16 protein-coding genes and 1 pseudogene are annotated in these 14,833 nt (G+C 44.6%); 8 read left to right on the top strand and 9 right to left on the bottom strand.

Annotated features, from left to right (window positions below):
• Positions 1-93 precede the first annotated feature (93 nt).
• The 5 genes from L3V35_RS08495 to L3V35_RS08475 all read right to left on the bottom strand — a co-directional run bounded on the left by L3V35_RS08495 (position 94) and on the right by L3V35_RS08475 (position 4,358).
• A complete protein-coding gene (locus tag L3V35_RS08495; protein ID WP_237299326.1) occupies positions 94-819 on the bottom strand; it encodes a metallophosphoesterase in 726 nt (241 codons plus the stop codon).
• Positions 820-898: 79 nt separating this feature from the next.
• On the bottom strand, positions 899-1,420 hold the full coding sequence (locus L3V35_RS08490) for a YcxB family protein (protein WP_237299324.1): 522 nt from the start codon (positions 1,418-1,420) through the stop codon (positions 899-901).
• A gap of 285 nt (positions 1,421-1,705) precedes the next feature.
• The gene (locus L3V35_RS08485) at positions 1,706-2,818 is read right to left on the bottom strand and encodes a nickel/cobalt transporter (RefSeq protein ID WP_237299322.1); all 1,113 of its coding nucleotides are present in this window, start codon (positions 2,816-2,818) and stop codon (positions 1,706-1,708) included.
• 77 nt (positions 2,819-2,895) lie between these two features.
• Positions 2,896-3,618 carry a DUF1007 family protein gene (locus tag L3V35_RS08480; protein WP_029405013.1) on the bottom strand — a complete coding sequence of 241 codons (723 nt, stop codon included), beginning with the start codon at positions 3,616-3,618 and terminating at the stop codon, positions 2,896-2,898.
• Between the two features lie 242 nt (positions 3,619-3,860).
• Positions 3,861-4,358: a heme-binding protein gene (locus L3V35_RS08475; RefSeq protein ID WP_009846975.1), complete on the bottom strand. Its 498-nt coding sequence runs from the start codon at positions 4,356-4,358 to the stop codon at positions 3,861-3,863.
• Between the two features lie 226 nt (positions 4,359-4,584).
• On the opposite strand from L3V35_RS08475, the gene L3V35_RS08470 reads away from it, so the two are divergent.
• From L3V35_RS08470 to nqrM, 4 genes are all read left to right on the top strand, one after another.
• Complete coding sequence (locus L3V35_RS08470; protein WP_237299320.1) at positions 4,585-5,259, top strand: response regulator transcription factor; 675 nt, start codon at positions 4,585-4,587, stop codon at positions 5,257-5,259.
• Positions 5,243-6,640: a HAMP domain-containing sensor histidine kinase gene (locus L3V35_RS08465; protein ID WP_237299318.1), complete on the top strand. Its 1,398-nt coding sequence runs from the start codon at positions 5,243-5,245 to the stop codon at positions 6,638-6,640. The genes L3V35_RS08470 and L3V35_RS08465 overlap by 17 nt, the downstream gene beginning before the upstream one ends.
• A 281-nt stretch (positions 6,641-6,921) precedes the next feature.
• Positions 6,922-7,413, top strand: coding sequence for a NifB/NifX family molybdenum-iron cluster-binding protein (locus L3V35_RS08460; RefSeq protein WP_114633349.1), 492 nt, complete (start codon positions 6,922-6,924; stop codon positions 7,411-7,413).
• Entirely contained in the window at positions 7,410-7,607 is a 198-nt protein-coding gene (gene nqrM / locus L3V35_RS08455) for a (Na+)-NQR maturation NqrM (RefSeq protein WP_114633350.1), read from the top strand. Before L3V35_RS08460 ends, nqrM begins: the two co-directional genes overlap by 4 nt.
• A 52-nt stretch (positions 7,608-7,659) precedes the next feature.
• On the opposite strand, the gene L3V35_RS08450 is transcribed toward nqrM, so the two are convergent.
• Positions 7,660-7,938 (bottom strand): DUF134 domain-containing protein, encoded by a 279-nt coding sequence (locus L3V35_RS08450; RefSeq protein ID WP_004734814.1) that lies wholly within the window; start codon positions 7,936-7,938, stop codon positions 7,660-7,662.
• 35 nt (positions 7,939-7,973) lie between these two features.
• Here L3V35_RS08450 and L3V35_RS08445 point away from each other — a divergent pair, with 35 nt between their 5' ends.
• On the top strand, positions 7,974-8,447 hold the full coding sequence (locus L3V35_RS08445; protein WP_237299316.1) for a PaaI family thioesterase: 474 nt from the start codon (positions 7,974-7,976) through the stop codon (positions 8,445-8,447).
• 217 nt (positions 8,448-8,664) lie between these two features.
• A pseudogene (locus tag L3V35_RS08440) lies at positions 8,665-9,126 on the top strand (transporter substrate-binding domain-containing protein); the annotation flags it as partial.
• 157 nt (positions 9,127-9,283) lie between these two features.
• Here the strand turns inward: L3V35_RS08440 and L3V35_RS08435 are convergent.
• Genes L3V35_RS08435 through L3V35_RS08425 form a run of 3 tightly spaced genes read right to left on the bottom strand, consistent with a single transcriptional unit; the run spans position 9,284 to position 11,415 of the window.
• On the bottom strand, positions 9,284-9,718 hold the full coding sequence (locus tag L3V35_RS08435; RefSeq protein ID WP_237299315.1) for a hypothetical protein: 435 nt from the start codon (positions 9,716-9,718) through the stop codon (positions 9,284-9,286).
• Positions 9,719-9,721: 3 nt separating this feature from the next.
• Positions 9,722-10,786 carry a phage tail protein gene (locus tag L3V35_RS08430; protein ID WP_237299313.1) on the bottom strand — a complete coding sequence of 355 codons (1,065 nt, stop codon included), beginning with the start codon at positions 10,784-10,786 and terminating at the stop codon, positions 9,722-9,724.
• Positions 10,783-11,415, bottom strand: a complete 633-nt coding sequence (locus L3V35_RS08425) for a phage tail protein I (protein WP_237299311.1) — start codon at positions 11,413-11,415, stop codon at positions 10,783-10,785. Before L3V35_RS08425 ends, L3V35_RS08430 begins: the two co-directional genes overlap by 4 nt.
• 123 nt (positions 11,416-11,538) lie before the next feature.
• Here L3V35_RS08425 and L3V35_RS08420 point away from each other — a divergent pair, with 123 nt between their 5' ends.
• Together L3V35_RS08420 and L3V35_RS08415 are read left to right on the top strand one after the other, a co-directional pair.
• The gene (locus L3V35_RS08420; RefSeq protein ID WP_237299309.1) at positions 11,539-11,967 is read left to right on the top strand and encodes a hypothetical protein; all 429 of its coding nucleotides are present in this window, start codon (positions 11,539-11,541) and stop codon (positions 11,965-11,967) included.
• 138 nt (positions 11,968-12,105) lie between these two features.
• A complete protein-coding gene (locus tag L3V35_RS08415; RefSeq protein WP_237299307.1) occupies positions 12,106-14,814 on the top strand; it encodes a phage tail tape measure protein in 2,709 nt (902 codons plus the stop codon).
• Positions 14,815-14,833: the final 19 nt, after the last annotated feature.

Below are 14,833 nucleotides of genomic sequence, written 5' to 3'. Positions count from 1 at the left end.
AAGCCTCTTCTATTGGCATAGAACGCTATATAGCTTGGTTTATTCGAAAGCGAATCCACAAAGTTTAAGACAGCAAGATTCAAGATAGAGGGTTCAAAAATAGACAGCTTGGTAGTCGATGGAATCAGGAGAGAACGAAATTCGACTTAATCCTATCTTCTCGCTGCGATTGTATTCATTGATCGAGTGGTCAAAGCCATAGGCTGTCGAAGGGCCCATATATTGAGTTATGCCTTGTTGTGTCGCCGTTATTCCATCATGGCCATGACCGCAGATCACGTCACGAACGCGATATTTCCGAAGCACGTTCATCACATCAGCATCGTTTTCTAGACGGATGGCTTTCATCCACTCAGCTCCGACTGGAATAACAGGGTGGTGGATTACAACGATTGGGTTATTCGTCTTTCTAAGCTGTTGTTTTAGCCGAGCCATTCCACGGTTATCAATGCGCCCAGAACCGAGTGGATGACGTTTATCCAGCGGCTTGAAGCTGGAGTTCAAAAACACAAATTCTCGTCCACAGCTGGTGGCTTTATCGGTGACGAAAATCGACGATCCTTTTAACTCTGTACGCATTAAGCGAGAGTCATCATGATTGCCCGCAACCGCGTAAATGGATTGGTCGCTAATGTGTTGCCTAATGAACGCCTCTAATCGAATGTAGTCGCCAGACTTTGGATTACAACAAATATCACCAGTCAGAAAAATGGTCTTGCATGCTGTGTCTTTGCTGACGTATTCCAGGGCTCTACGCAGGTTTTCATAGCTGGATTTATCGGAAAGGTGACAATCACTGATTTGGTAAACGGTGTTCATTGTTGTTGTCCGGTTATGCCATACGAATTATTAAAGATGATAAATAAATGCCTGCCAATTTGGCAGGCATTTATTGATGCTAATTTGCTTTGGGTGCTTTGGGTGCTTTGGGTGCTTTGGACGCTTCGTGTTGCTCAACCATGAATGCAATGGCTTCATCGTTTAAACAAGACTTACTGACATATTGGCGCTGTTTTCTAATATGAAGGATAAAACCTAAATCGGTTTGTTGCAGCTGGGAGATGTCAGTCCAAGCGATAGTGTTGGTGTTTTTAGCGTTTTTATAACTCACACCGTTAACGTCACCTTGAAAGATCACTTTGCTGCCAGCACCTGAGCTGATTTTTTGTCGCCATATCCACCAGGTTCTCTTGCAGTAAACGCTGAACGCTTCAATCACACTTAATACAATAAAGAACCAGCCAACGTAACCGTTAGGTAGTAGCTCAAACTCTAATAAAACCACACCAAAAATAAGAAACAGTATTCCTTTTAAATAGGCTTTTGGAAATTGAGTCGGAAGGCTAGTTTGATCATAACACTCTGTGAAAAACGTCTTGTCGAGGATGTATTCTGTGGTGAAACCGGGATCTTTAGACATATCTGGCTACTTTAATGTTTTCTGTGAATGAGCTTTCTATAAAGGGGCTACTACGCTGCAATCTAGTAACTCCGGCATTGTATCGCTTGTCGGCACTTTTCTTTAGCGGTTTTGATGCTCTTTTGTAAATCAATAATACTGATGGGGTTTGCTCTTGGCATAGCTTACTTGTTTACCTGATTTGATATTAAATAATGACTAAAGCTAAGGCCTCGCGTTTGCGAGGCCTTGATATGTGCGGAGCGGGTGGAAAGAACCTCAGATATATGGCTACGTTCTTGCGCTCTACATGGTGAAAACAGGCGACATGCCGCTGTCTTGGCCGTTCATTAACAACAAGCCAATCAACACAAGTAGAATGCCACCGAAAAGCTGAAGATAGTGACCTGCGACTTTCAATGATTCACTACTGTTCTTGTTACCTGCTGCCAAATAGCGCTTCACTAGATGCTTGCCTGTTAGCGTCATTATTGCAATTAATGAGGTTGTTAATGCTGTGCCTACGGCCATTGCAAAGGCACTCAGTACGCCCATCCAATATAGGCCAACCATGTTTGCGAAAAGTAGAACCATGATGGCTCCGGTACATGGCCTGATGCCAATCGTCACGATGATTCCCGCGTACTCTCGAAATGTTGAAGCTTTATTGATGGCTTCTGGATCAGCGACGTGTTGGTGGCCGCATCCACAGTCGGTATGAGAATGATCTGCATGAGTGTGGTCAGCGGCTTGTAATGCATTGGTAGTGCCCATAATCATTGAACCAGATGAACGAAGCGCCATTGGCGCACGAACTGGTACTGACGAACGAACTGACACTGACGAAATTGCGCCTGTTGCTAATGGAGTGATGGCTTTCACTCTCAGAGTTGGTTGCGGTTTACGCATCGTTGAGTAGATGTTTTTCAGAGCTTTCCAGCAAATCAACGTACCTACCACGGCCACTAATGCAAAGCTTAATGAAACAAACATATTCGCTTTGTCATTCACCACTCGCATTGAAGCACTAAAGCCCCATAGCAACACGCTTACTAATAAGACCGCGACCAGTGCTTGTAAAAAAGCGGAGACGACCGTAAGTACTAAACTCGCTTTTGCTTTGGTTGGGTGAGTGGCTAAGTAGGTAGAGACAATAACCTTGCCGTGCCCAGGCCCCAGGGAGTGGAGCATGCCGTAGATAAAGCTGAATCCAATAAGGTAACTGCCTGCGCCCCAAGGATTAGATTTAGCTTCATAAAGTAGGTCTGCAAGCTCTGAATTGACTTCTCTTTGCCATTGGATGCTAGAGATAACTAACGATGGCCACATGGACCACACTTGATATGCCCCGACAGCAACAAGCAATAAAGCTCCGGCGCCAATAAGGTAATAGTTTGTTTTAAGTTGATTTTTCTGCATTTCACAAGAACCTATATCAGATATTTTTCTCTAAATGAATTGAGAAGCTTACGTAATGGCGGTAAAGAGTCACTTTATTAGGATGCAGGAACTGCTGCACAATGAAGCTCAACCGATTGTGTAAACAGTTGGCCTAACGTGTTATCTGGGTCAGCATCGGCTGGTAAAGACATCGCGTAACTCATCTGTTCTGGCGTCGGGTTGGGCTCGATTAATTCCAACTGACATTGTCTCGCTAGTTCAGGTGACAAGGTCACGTCGCTATTCGATAACCACGACATGTCGACGAAGTAGCTAGGGTCAAAAATGAGTACGCGGAGCGAGTCTCGTGTCACAGGTTTAGGCTTAGAAAGTGGTAGGTCAAATGTTAGAACCATTTTGGCTTTGTCACGCTCAAACTTGGCGTGTTCAGCAACCTGATATTTGATGGGCTCTTCACCATCATAAAAGTACGTGAAGTAGTGCTCATACTTCATGTTTTCAATAACAGACGCAGCGAGCTTTTTGAATGTTTCAGCTTCTGTATCGGCAGAGACATTTTCGCCATCCAACATGTACATGGATGTCATTGCATCAAAAGACCACTCCATAGAGAGACCGGTGATCATGCCATTCTCTCCCTCAATATGGGTTTTCATCTCTATCCAAGAGTGAGGGTGGGCATATAGATTTGGCGCAAAACACAGTAATACTAGGCCAAAAGGCAAACCCTTTAGAGAACGACAGCATGTCGAGAAACGGCTTACATAGCGAGAGAAGAAGCGATTGATTACATCGATTAGATTGAATAGCTGTTTCATGAGAACGAATGGTTATTAAGTGTAATGTTATAATATAACAATTGAGTGGGTTGTTCACATCAAATTTGTGTCATGTTTTGCCTGTTTACGTTTCTATTATCGGTTTCAATTCGGAGTTGCTTTTATTCGCAACTGCTTTAATTTGCAGCAATGCCCCGCAAGTGCGAGGCATTTTTTGATTGGGCATGGAGGGTACTAAGCCGCTTTTCTAGATCAGTCAGTGTTTGTTGGTAAACGGACTTTTAGAAGAACTTCTTAATCGCTTTTTCAGCACAAGCGACATCTAAATGGCCACCCGGAGCGCCACCCACACCAATCGCGCCAATCATGGCATTGTTCAGTTGTACCGGAACACCACCCGCTAGGAACAACAAGTTGTCGTCCATATTCTGCAAGGGTTGCATGATAGGTTTGTCGGCGATGAGTTTCATCAGGTTACCTGATGGCTGCTTCATGCTTGCCACTGTGAACGCTTTTTTGCGTGAGCTATCAAGAGTGTGGATGCCAGCGCCATCAGAACGTAGTTGAGCAATCACATTGCCCGACAAGTCGACAACAGTCGCAGAAACCTTGTAGCCATCGGCTTCGCATTGATTAACGGCTTCATGGGCAAGCTTGAAGGCCGCTTCTGATGAGATTTGAGTGAAAGAGACCGTTTGTGTTTCTGCTGCCATTGCATTGTGAGAAAGGCTAAGGAAACCAAGGGTTGCTGCTAGTACTGTTAGTTTTGTCGTTTTCATGTTTACTCCGTTAAAGCATCTGTTTTCAAAAAATATTCGTTTTCAAATTCCGAATTCTATTTTTTGTTTGTTTAGAAAGGGTGTTTTTAATCAACAGGTTCATACTAACGAATGCATGATTACGACTGGCTTTCTTGAACATTACAAAGTTGCAATGTTGGTTATATTCGAGAAAGGATATTGATAGAGTGTATTCAGACCACGGCAAATAAATAAACGGACGTTGATGAAAATACTATTGATTGAAGATGACATTCATATCGCGAGATTTTTGGTGAATGGTTTTCAGCAAGAAGGGATAACGGTGACGCACGCAACAGATGGTGTTGATGGATTACACGAGGCCGTAACCGCAGAGTATGACGTGATCATCCTCGATATCATGTTGCCAAAGAAAGATGGGTTTGAAGTGTTGGCTGAACTCAGAGGGCAAGGCTACGCGACGCCCGTCATCATATTAAGTGCCAAACACTCAGTGGAAGAACGAGTGCAAGGGCTACAGTCAGGTGCTGATGATTATTTGGTAAAACCTTTTGCGTTTCCTGAGTTATTGGCCCGTTGCCAAACCTTGGTGCGTCGAGGCAAGCAACCGACACCTCAGCCATTAGAATTGCATTACGGCCCGCTTAGCCTAGACCTACTTAAACACACTCTACAAAGAGATCAACAAACGATCACCATTAATCAGCGCGAGTTTATGTTGATGAAATTACTGCTCGAAAACCGAGAGGCTGTGATGTCGAAAACCGCGATTCTTGAGCATGTTTGGGGGCATCAGTTTTATCCGCAAACCAACGTGGTCGATGTTTTGGTTTGTAGGCTTCGCAGCAAAGTTGATAAGGGTTTTTCTAAGCCATTAATTCACACACTTCGAGGTGTTGGCTATGTCCTCAAGTCGTAGTATTGAACAGGCGCTCGCTAAAACACAGAGACATTTGTTGGTTCGCTTTATGTCGACCTTACTGCTCTGCTTGCTGCTGGTGGAACTGATTGTTGGGGCTATCTTCTTTTTCGACCTTTACCAAACGGAAAAGAAGATCCTTACGTCTATGTCGACCGAGTATCAGCGTATTTTGACTTACGATTCGAGTGAGCGATTGATTCATGTTTTAGAGGCGAATCCTCACCGGTTACTCGAAAACAACATTGCGGCGTATAAGCTTGAGAAGGGCGCTTCATCTGATGGTGTGTTTATCGCTGGTGTTCAACATTTATCGACAGAACAGTCTTTTTCTAGCTATCAAATTGATGAGAATCGTTCATGGTTAGAGAGCTTCATCTTGAGTCCCTATATGTCGTTGCCTATTGAAGGGGAGCAGTATGATTTCTGGTTGGTTTTGGATAACCGAGCAAGAGACTTTATCGCCTACAATCAATGGCTAATGACCTTATATGCGTTGCTTGCTCTCGTGTCCGTGACCGCAGTATTCACTCGTAACATCATCCAGAGTGCCATGTCTCCGTTAGTGACCTTTGGCGACCTGCTCGATAAGCTGAAAAAAGGGCAGTTAGAATTTCCTAGCACTAAAAATGAAGCCGAACCTGATTTACCGCAAGGGCTCAATGTGATCAGCTCTAGTGTCCATACTGCGGTTGCCAAGTTACAGCACGTGACGACAACCTTGAATACGACCGTCGATGCGATCGCTCATGATATTCGAACTCCTTTGTCGCGTATTACGTTAGCTTCCCAAACGGCATTGCTCAATAACGCCGACCAACAAGCGATGAAAGACGCATTGGCAGATTGTTCTGAACACGCCATGCAGGCAAGCAATATGTTAACCGCCTTGATGAAGTTGAACGACGAGCTGACCGGAAAGCGCATACCACAGAAAGTGCCGACTCAGGTCTCTGATGTGATTGCCAATGTGGTGAGCTGGTATGAAGATGTCGCAGAAGATAAACAAGTTGAGCTTGAGGTTGAGAGCGCTGATGCTCTTGTTATTCAGTCAGATCCTGACAAATTGACTCAGGTGTTGGTTAACCTTGTTGATAACGCGATTAAGTACACCGAGCCCGAAGGAAGAGTGACGGTCAAAGCCGAGCAAAGTTCAGAGGGTAAGATCGCGATAACCATCCAGGACACTGGTGTTGGTATTGAACAGAAATATCAGGATTTGATTTTCGAACGACTTTACCGAGTCGACAGCAGCCGCAGCAATATCGAGGGGTATGGTCTTGGGTTATCTTTAGCGCTTGCCATGGTCGAGAATCTAGAAGGAACGTTAGTCGTTGAATCTGAACTGGGTGTGGGAAGTACTTTTACTCTTTCGTTGTAACAACGATTTATATCGTCACTTCTGTCTTTGAAATTTCAACTTTTACGCACAAAGAATGCCCCGCACTAGTGGGGCATTCTTGTTTTTGGGGAAGGGAGGCTCTTCATGAACAGGTTCGGGAGGTACAGTAACCTGCGCCAACCCTATTGGCTGCTTGTAGCTTGTAGCTTTTGATCTTACCTGTCGATCCAGTAAATCTTATTTTTCACATGATAGTTATTGGCATAAGCCAATAATGGGGCGTATGCTGAACTTCTGATCATCAATAACAGGAAGTTACTATGTTATACGCAGTACCTTGTCGCGACCTTCATGTAGGCAACCATTTTGCTCGTTCCCCACAGATTGCGATTGTCGATGAACAACGACAAATAAAGCAGATTGTTCCTTTGGTTGAGTCCGACACCGCTTGCAATAAAAAGAAGCAATGGATCTCTGTCCTCCGTTCTTACGATGTGAAATCTGTAGTCGTCCGTCACATAGGGAAGAAGATGCTAGCGCACTTGTTCAACCACGACATTAGAGTCTTGGCATCAACAGGTAAGGCAGAAATCGGGACTTTGGATTTCGACAATCTACGGGAAGTGACCGATCTCGATTACGGTCGCGAACCTCGCAACGTTTGTCACAGTAAAAAAGGGCACAGTCAGAGAGAGTGCAGTAATAAAGGGAGTAGTAAGAAAGGCTGCGGTGAGGAAGGGCGCAAGAAAGACTCCGCGATTCTTATGGCACAGCCGAATCACTTAGGGGGTATTCGAGGGTTCCGAAAATGACCTTTATGTTGACGCTATTGGGGTTTGTCGGAATCGTCGCGTTGATGGCGATAGGTGTGATTTTTTCTCGCAAGCCAATCAAAGGCAGCTGTGGAGGGCTTGCGCAGTTAGATATTGAGCGTGAATGCAATTGCAAAGATGTGTGTGAAGGGCAGAGTCGAAAGCTGTATCAGATCTCTGAGCCATCAAGCTAAGTATCGAGAATTCACTGTCGTTGAGCTAACTAACGTTGGGCTAGTTCGCGAGTTAAGCGCTTTGAATCACCAACGCGTGACCGTTGACGATGCACTTGGCGACTTTGGCTCGTGCACGCTTGATGATGTTGCCGAACGTTTGGCGAGACACCTGCATTTGTTCAGCGGCTTCAAGTTGGCTCAATCCTTCTTGATCAGCCAAGCGTAAGGCTTCTAACTCTTCTAATAGCAATTCTTCTTTATGAAGCTCGTCCATAGGAACGCCATTAGGCTTAAAGCAAGAGTAAGCCGCTCGGGTGCATAACTGGCGATGTTTTTTTGGTCGAGCCATATCAATCTCTAGGTATTTAAGGTTAAAAGGTAAGTATGAAGGTTTTCATTCCACACAACCATCGGCGTTGCCAAGTGTGCAGCCAAGGTTTTTTCGCAGACAGCCCCATTTGTTTTGAAGCCGTTGGCGAGCGCGAGACTTTAGTCAATCATAAAGCCTTGGCCAATCATGAAGCTTCAATTAAGAGTGAAGCTTTAGCTAAATATAAAACCAGGGCCAAGATTGTACCAACAGATAAAGCTGAGGGCTACGATGGCATCATGCAGGGTGGCATTGTCACTGCGTTACACGATACCACCATGCTGCATTGCTTGTTCCAAAATAATATCACTGCCATGACGGTTAGCTTAACGTCTCGTTTTCATCATCCAATTTTGATTGGCCAAGAGCTAGAGATCCGCGCTCAATGGGTCAAAAGCAGACGTAACATTTACTTCTTAGAAAGCCAAATAACTCAATGCGGGAAGTTATGTTCATCGGCAAAAAGCCAGTTTATGTCGTCGCTTTAATCAATGAATCTAAGTTCGGTAAGAGTCGCTTTATTGAACCCATTCTTTTGCACAATAAATAGAGGTTTTCTATAGTTAAGTTACTAACGAAAAAACTAGGGCAGTATTGAATTTACTATCAACTTTCTAAGCTCCTGAGCGTGCTTAACTCTGTTTATTAGAACGAGCTCTTCTACTCGATTCAATTCATCGCTGCCTCTTTCTTGAGGGTTTGCCAATGCCAAGTTGTTTCAAATCGGCACTTCAATCTTGTGTAGCTTTAGTCATTTTTCTTTTAACTTTGTTTAGCACTTTTTCGTCGGCTTCTCCGCTTAAAGTCGGTGTTTATCCTTGTCCTCCTTTTGTGATTAGTTCTATGGAAAATGAATGGAACGGTTTAAGCATCGAGCTGTGGGAGCTGATAGCGAAGGAAATGAACGTAGAGTTTACGGTAGAGAATCACCGCTTAGATGATCTACTCAATTCCATTGAAACAGAGCAAATCGACATTGGTGTATCCTGTATTTCAATAACCCCAGAACGCGAGTTGTTCGCTGACTTTTCCCATTCCTTTTACGAAACTCATCTTGCTATTGCAGTGAAAAAGCAAGGTTACCTTCATACCTTACACGCCATTTTCTTAAACCCTGCATTGTGGCTGATCATTGGCGTTATCGTCTTTATCTCTGGTGTGATTGGTGACAGCGGTGAGCGAAACTTAAAACACCATGTATTTTTAACTTAAAACGTTTATTGACCCGAAATTACCCGAAATAAAGCGGGATATAACGAAACGAGAGAGGTGATTTCTGTCATGATTTGATGTTATGCATAAATGCATATCTTGACATATAAAGTTACGTTATCCCTCCTAAACTAGAGAGCATAGGACGACCGCATTCGGGAAAGTCCTCTTGTTGAACATATTCAATGAGTAATTTTCTATCACCGAGCAATTTAAAGTAATCTTCTTCGCTATAAGTTCCAACTCTAAGCTCTGAATACCGTTCATCTATCATCATGTCTGCTTGATACTCGGCAATTGCAGCATTGATGGCGGATAGTTTGTTTTTTTGCCATGACGCCTCTTGATACACGTCAATTTTATCTGATTGAATAAATTTACCGTTAATATAAGAATAAGAACTAATATTCTCCCAAAACTGAAGGGGAAGCTCGTTTGTGTCAATGTCAAACGATTCTATAATTCTTTCGCTAGCCACTTTACCTACAGCAATGACCAAGGAGTTTTTGTCGAGGTGTATTGTGATTTTATCTGTGATTGTATCCATACTTTATTTCCATGCTGATTTAACTGTAATCTCAAAGGTTGGAGCGACTTCCCCAGGTCTGGTCAGGTTTCGCGTCAGGGTGAATTTCATGCCTTTTACTGGTTTTTTATTTTCTGTTACACACGGAATTAAAATAGTTTGTAAGGTACCATGCTCATCACCTGATGCTCCTGCTGTAAAATTAAATTGTTTATGGTGCCCCCCTGATGAGTTTGATGTTGGACTCCAGTTGGATACAGCGCGTAACTTAATATTGCGTTCGTACTGAATTGTTGTTTTTATATCCACTAAAACAAAACTCGATCCGATTACCTCATCAGGAAGTTCCCAGTTTATCTGTTCACCCTCATTTGCCGTAAAAAAAACGTACAGGCTTAATGCCCCAAGCAGTTGTGGATTCTCAGGATTGAACATTGGAGCAAGCCCTTCACTAAGGGCTTTTTCTGTAACAGCTTTCGTTTGACTTGTTCCTTTATAATTATTAGACAGTTGGACCACACCCGCTAGTGAGGTGGTTGCCGCTCTACGTAATAGTTTCTTTATGGTAAGGAATGCAGAATCATCGTTTCCTGCATCAACTTGAGCATCGGTGGCGATACGTGCAATTCCCGATTCTAGCTCCGTAGCATGAGGGATAATTGGCGTTATATTGATGGTCACCGCTGAGGCTTGGTACAAATCCATTGAGCACTCAATTTCGATTTGAACGTATTGATTATCAACAGAAGGAATGAGAGTTGATGGGTATGAGCTATAAACAATAAGATTGCCATCAGAATCATGCAGACCAAACTCATTGATAAAGTGCCCTGAAAAGCGTGACGTGTCGACATAGACAATGGCATTGAACCAGTGCTCTTGTGTGTTGCCCTCATTAATATCTTGTCGACCAAACTCATTCACTAAGCGTGTGACGTCCGGTGTTGGCGTGACACTTGAGCCATTCGCATCGCCTAGAGACATTTGGTCAATTAATAACTTTTGCCCACTTTGGTAGGCCGCTTCCAGCAGCTCTTTACCCTTATCGGTAAGCACCGCCGTGTGCTCTTGTGCAGATCCTAAACTCATATTTCATTACTCTTATTTCGGATAGTCATGCGATGTCGACTCTTTAAGGTGACCGCGGAATATAGTCCGCCAATTAACGTTGGATTGGTTGGGAAGTTTTTAGAGGTAATTCGGTTACGTCCTTTTGAAACTGCAACGCTGAATATTCCTCCTGTCGATGGCTTGTTCTTTATTGTCATTTGCCAATGTTGAGAGCCTTGTTTGTTGCTCTCAACGAGCGTGACGACGTTCTCATAGTCTTTTTGAGTCAATCCACCTTTATCTTGAATAACTTCAACTAAAAAGGTGCCTTTAGCGCCTATTGGATTCATTTGATGCCAAACGGTCAGCGTTGGGTTGAAACCTGTCAGGTCCAACGCTCGCTTTACAGCCCAGACCGTGCCTTTGTAGCGATAAAGCACTAAGCCTTCTTTGACGACTTCACGCTTTCTCGCAACCGTCCAGGAGTCATCCCAGGTATCGACACGAAACCACCAAGAAAGCCAAGGTAAGTAAGACTCGTCGACGTGATCAATATCGAGAACCTGAAGTCCATGAATGGCTAAGCGAAGCTCGTCCATCTCTTGCGTCGTCAAGGCGCTCAGAGCTCGAAGTCGAACATCTTGCTTTAAGATTTTGGGAAGCATCATTTCGTCTCGTTTATCCAGTATTTATAGGATATTCAAACCTGACAACATAATTTCCGTTCGGCAGATGGGCGCTATATATAAAGACACAATACAGGCTCCAAATTACTCACAACGAGACAAGCTATGAGCACTAAAAATCAAACTAAAAACACCGTTGAAACTGAATTAGAACCAGAAGTTCGAACCTTCACTTTGGAAGATATTGCCCGTGCAATGATGGAGTTTGATATCTGCATGTTAAACACTCCGGTTCAATTTGGTGGGATGGAACTCAACTGTGCTAAGCGAGTGCGCAAAGCGCTGGTTAAGGACCGAATTGAAGCGGTGCGTTTCACCAAAGAGCAATACGGTTTTGAATCTAACGATGCCATCACCGCGCATATCGCCTCGAGCATTTTAGTGTTTGGTGAACGCATTGAAGAGAGGCGAGATGAGCATGGCAAGCTCACGAACTTGGGTATGAAAGGCGAAGTGGTCATTCCTGTCGATATGCTGATTAACCTGCCCTATGAAGAGCACATCAACTTGGCTCACCTGATGGGAAAGAGCTAAACCTCGCTCGAATCAAACAGAATATTTTTGATCACTCTTTTCGACTGCTCACCCATAAGAAAATCGGTCTTGTCTCCGTTGGTGAATTACTCAATGCCGACTGGGCACAATATACGTATCTCATAGAGGTCTTTAATCATGACAATAAATAAGGACAGTGGTTACGCGTTAGAGCTCATTGTTGGGGTTAAAGACGCGTTTACTCAGCAGTCGAAAAAGATTGAGAAAGAATCGAATAAGCTGGAGCGAGAGTTTAAGCAGCTGCAAAAAACCACCGCTGATGTTGATGCGTTTAAAAAGGCTGAATCTGCTATTGAACAATTGACCGAAGCCGAAAAACAATACTCGAAAATTCTAGGACAAAAGAAGGATGAACTCCCCAAACTGAAGGCTGAGCTTGCCAAAGTGACACAGCAATCTCGACTCATGGCCAATGAAGAATCCAAACTGCAAGCGACCATCAATAAGCTTCGTACAGATATGGCGGGGTTAAGTGACGCTGGCAGCACCAATACCAAAACTTTTAAGAAAAAAACGGGAGCCGTCGCACAAGCAGAACGCACATTGCAGGCGTATCAATCTAAACTAAAAAGCACGACTCAAGATGAAAACCGCATTCGCACTTCTATCTCTGCGACAGAGCGTGAGCTTGGGGACTTAACGAAGGCTCACCAGAAGAGCACCAATGAGATTAAAGCGCATGAGCGCTTAGTGTCACGCCTAGGTCACTCATTAAAAGAGGCGGGTCTCGATGTTAATGACATCATCCAAGAAGAGAAACGGCTGCAAGGCCAACTCAATCGAACCAATAAAGAGATTTCAGAGCAAGGTCGAGAGCTCGGCAAGTTACAAAACTTTGAAAAGCTGGGGGCGATTGCTGGAGGGGCCATGGCATCAGCAGGCTTCGCCTGGGCGGGGAATGATAAGTCTCGAAATGAACGTCTCCTTGCTGCTCGCAGTAGCTATTCATTAGAAGAGGTGCAATCGACCTCTCAACGACAATTTCGTACCGACTTGATTCGGATGTATGGTGCAGACCAAGAGAGCATTTTCGCTGCTCAAGCCCTCGCTAAACAGCAAAATTTAGGTGACGAAGATACTCAGGCATTAACAAAAGCCACTATCCAGTTACAAAAGATTTTCCCTGACTATTCATCCCCCGAAACCGTTCGCGCCCTTGCTAATATTTCAAAAGGCTTCGGCATCAGCATCGAGGAGGCTGCGAATAAGGTTTACGCCACCAGCTCAATGGTCGGTGATGCTAATGGGGATTTACTCGATACTTTCGCTGAATATTCCCCTCTACTCGGTGACAAGATTTCATTTGACCAATTTGCAGCCTCCATTGTTCGCGCCCGTCAAGCCGGTGTTTGGAATACAGATAAGGTAGGTGATTCATTTAAAGAATCCTTTATGGCTCGTTTTAGTGATAGCGATGAGTTTGCCAAATTGGTAGGGCAAGGCGATAAAGCGGGCACCATTGATGCCATCAGTGATGTCGATTTGCGTAACAGAATCAAAGAAGCCGCTTACCGTGTACGCAGTGACGTTGAAACAGGCAATGCGCCAGGTAACAACTATGCTGCACTATTGGCTCTAGTGAATAGTGCAAACAAAACCGATGCTGCCACCGTCAAACCCATTCTTGAAGCCATAGGTGGCACAATCCTGTCTGAAGATATTGGTACCAAAGGCTTAGACGCCATGCAGCAAGGTCTACAAGAAGGGGGAAAGGTCTTTGACGGTGTTGATTCTCTTGATGATGCCGCTCAAGGAGTCTCAACTTCTATCGACAAAGCCAAGCAATCATTCAATGCGACGACTGACACAGTATCTAACAGTGCGGCTAAGTTAATCGATAAGTTTGATGACTTAGGGACAGCGGTTTCCAATGTGACAGGCTCCGCGACTGGAGCTATGAATGAGAACTCAGGATTGGGTTATGCGGGTCTTGTCGGCGGCATAGGCGCAACAGCTTTCGGGGGAATGATTGCTGCCCGTCTTGGTAAAAAAGCCTTGGGTAAAATTCTTGGCACTGCAATGAGCACTCAAGGTGGCTTCAAGCCTGCGAGCATGTTTAGTGGCTTATTTAGTCAATCTGCTGCTAAGCCGGTAGCGAAGGTCGCTAAAGGGCCGAGCTTTTGGTCGAGTGCGGGGAAAAAGGTAATGGATGGCGGTAAAGGTGTTCTCAAAAAGCTGCCTGTGATGGGTCGAGCTCTAAGTGCGACCTCAACGGGATTATTTACAAAGTCAGCCACGAAACCAGTAGACAAGGTCGCTAAAGGGGCAAGCTCGTGGTCGTCTGCTGGGGAAAAAGTAATAAGTGGAGGTAAAGGCGCTCTCAAGAAGCTCCCCGCCATTGGTACGGCTTTGAATGCGGCCTCTATTGGCATGAGCGCCATTGAGGGAGATACGGAAGGAGTTTGGCGTGGTATTGGAGCCACGGCTGGAACCACACTAGGCGGTCTCGCGGGGAGTTTGTTTGGTGGCTTTGGTGCCGTCCCTGGTGCAATTGCTGGCTCTGTGGCCGGTGATGAGATTGCAGGTTGGTTATACGATGTTTTCAATGGTAAGGATGATCCTGTTAACCAACAGGCTGTCGCCCAAGTAGAGCAAACGGTTCAATCTGCGACAACGCAACCCAGAAACGCCATCAGTCAGCCACCAGCCACAATCGAAGTGAGTTTTGCACCTGTCATTCAACTGGAAGCGGTTAGCTCTGAGGCAGATGTGATGGCACAAACCTTAGTGGCAGCCCTGCGTGATATGACGCCTCAGCTCAAACAGACATTGCATGATGTGATGGATGAACTTTGGAAAGATATGGATCATGTTGACCTCAACTAAAAATAAATATACTGTATTT

The sequence above is a fragment of the Vibrio sp. L5-1 genome, from assembly GCF_021728315.1.
Classification (GTDB): domain Bacteria; phylum Pseudomonadota; class Gammaproteobacteria; order Enterobacterales; family Vibrionaceae; genus Vibrio; species Vibrio splendidus_K.
This window is presented reverse-complemented; position numbering and strand designations above follow the sequence as displayed.

Excerpts from the sequence above, each read along its gene's own strand:
- L3V35_RS08480 (WP_029405013.1), bottom strand. The coding sequence starts at position 3,618 with ATGAAACAGCTATTCAATCTAATCGATGTAATCAATCGCTTCTTCTCT.
- L3V35_RS08435 (WP_237299315.1), bottom strand. The coding sequence starts at position 9,718 with ATGGATACAATCACAGATAAAATCACAATACACCTCGACAAAAACTCC.
- L3V35_RS08415 (WP_237299307.1), top strand. The coding sequence starts at position 12,106 with ATGACAATAAATAAGGACAGTGGTTACGCGTTAGAGCTCATTGTTGGG.
- L3V35_RS08470 (WP_237299320.1), top strand. The coding sequence starts at position 4,585 with ATGAAAATACTATTGATTGAAGATGACATTCATATCGCGAGATTTTTG.
- L3V35_RS08450 (WP_004734814.1), bottom strand. The coding sequence starts at position 7,938 with ATGGCTCGACCAAAAAAACATCGCCAGTTATGCACCCGAGCGGCTTAC.
- nqrM (WP_114633350.1), top strand. The coding sequence starts at position 7,410 with ATGACCTTTATGTTGACGCTATTGGGGTTTGTCGGAATCGTCGCGTTG.
- L3V35_RS08420 (WP_237299309.1), top strand. The coding sequence starts at position 11,539 with ATGAGCACTAAAAATCAAACTAAAAACACCGTTGAAACTGAATTAGAA.
- L3V35_RS08475 (WP_009846975.1), bottom strand. The coding sequence starts at position 4,358 with ATGAAAACGACAAAACTAACAGTACTAGCAGCAACCCTTGGTTTCCTT.
- L3V35_RS08485 (WP_237299322.1), bottom strand. The coding sequence starts at position 2,818 with ATGCAGAAAAATCAACTTAAAACAAACTATTACCTTATTGGCGCCGGA.
- L3V35_RS08445 (WP_237299316.1), top strand. The coding sequence starts at position 7,974 with ATGAAGGTTTTCATTCCACACAACCATCGGCGTTGCCAAGTGTGCAGC.
- L3V35_RS08490 (WP_237299324.1), bottom strand. The coding sequence starts at position 1,420 with ATGTCTAAAGATCCCGGTTTCACCACAGAATACATCCTCGACAAGACG.
- L3V35_RS08430 (WP_237299313.1), bottom strand. The coding sequence starts at position 10,786 with ATGAGTTTAGGATCTGCACAAGAGCACACGGCGGTGCTTACCGATAAG.
- L3V35_RS08465 (WP_237299318.1), top strand. The coding sequence starts at position 5,243 with ATGTCCTCAAGTCGTAGTATTGAACAGGCGCTCGCTAAAACACAGAGA.
- L3V35_RS08460 (WP_114633349.1), top strand. The coding sequence starts at position 6,922 with ATGTTATACGCAGTACCTTGTCGCGACCTTCATGTAGGCAACCATTTT.
- L3V35_RS08495 (WP_237299326.1), bottom strand. The coding sequence starts at position 819 with ATGAACACCGTTTACCAAATCAGTGATTGTCACCTTTCCGATAAATCC.
- L3V35_RS08425 (WP_237299311.1), bottom strand. The coding sequence starts at position 11,415 with ATGATGCTTCCCAAAATCTTAAAGCAAGATGTTCGACTTCGAGCTCTG.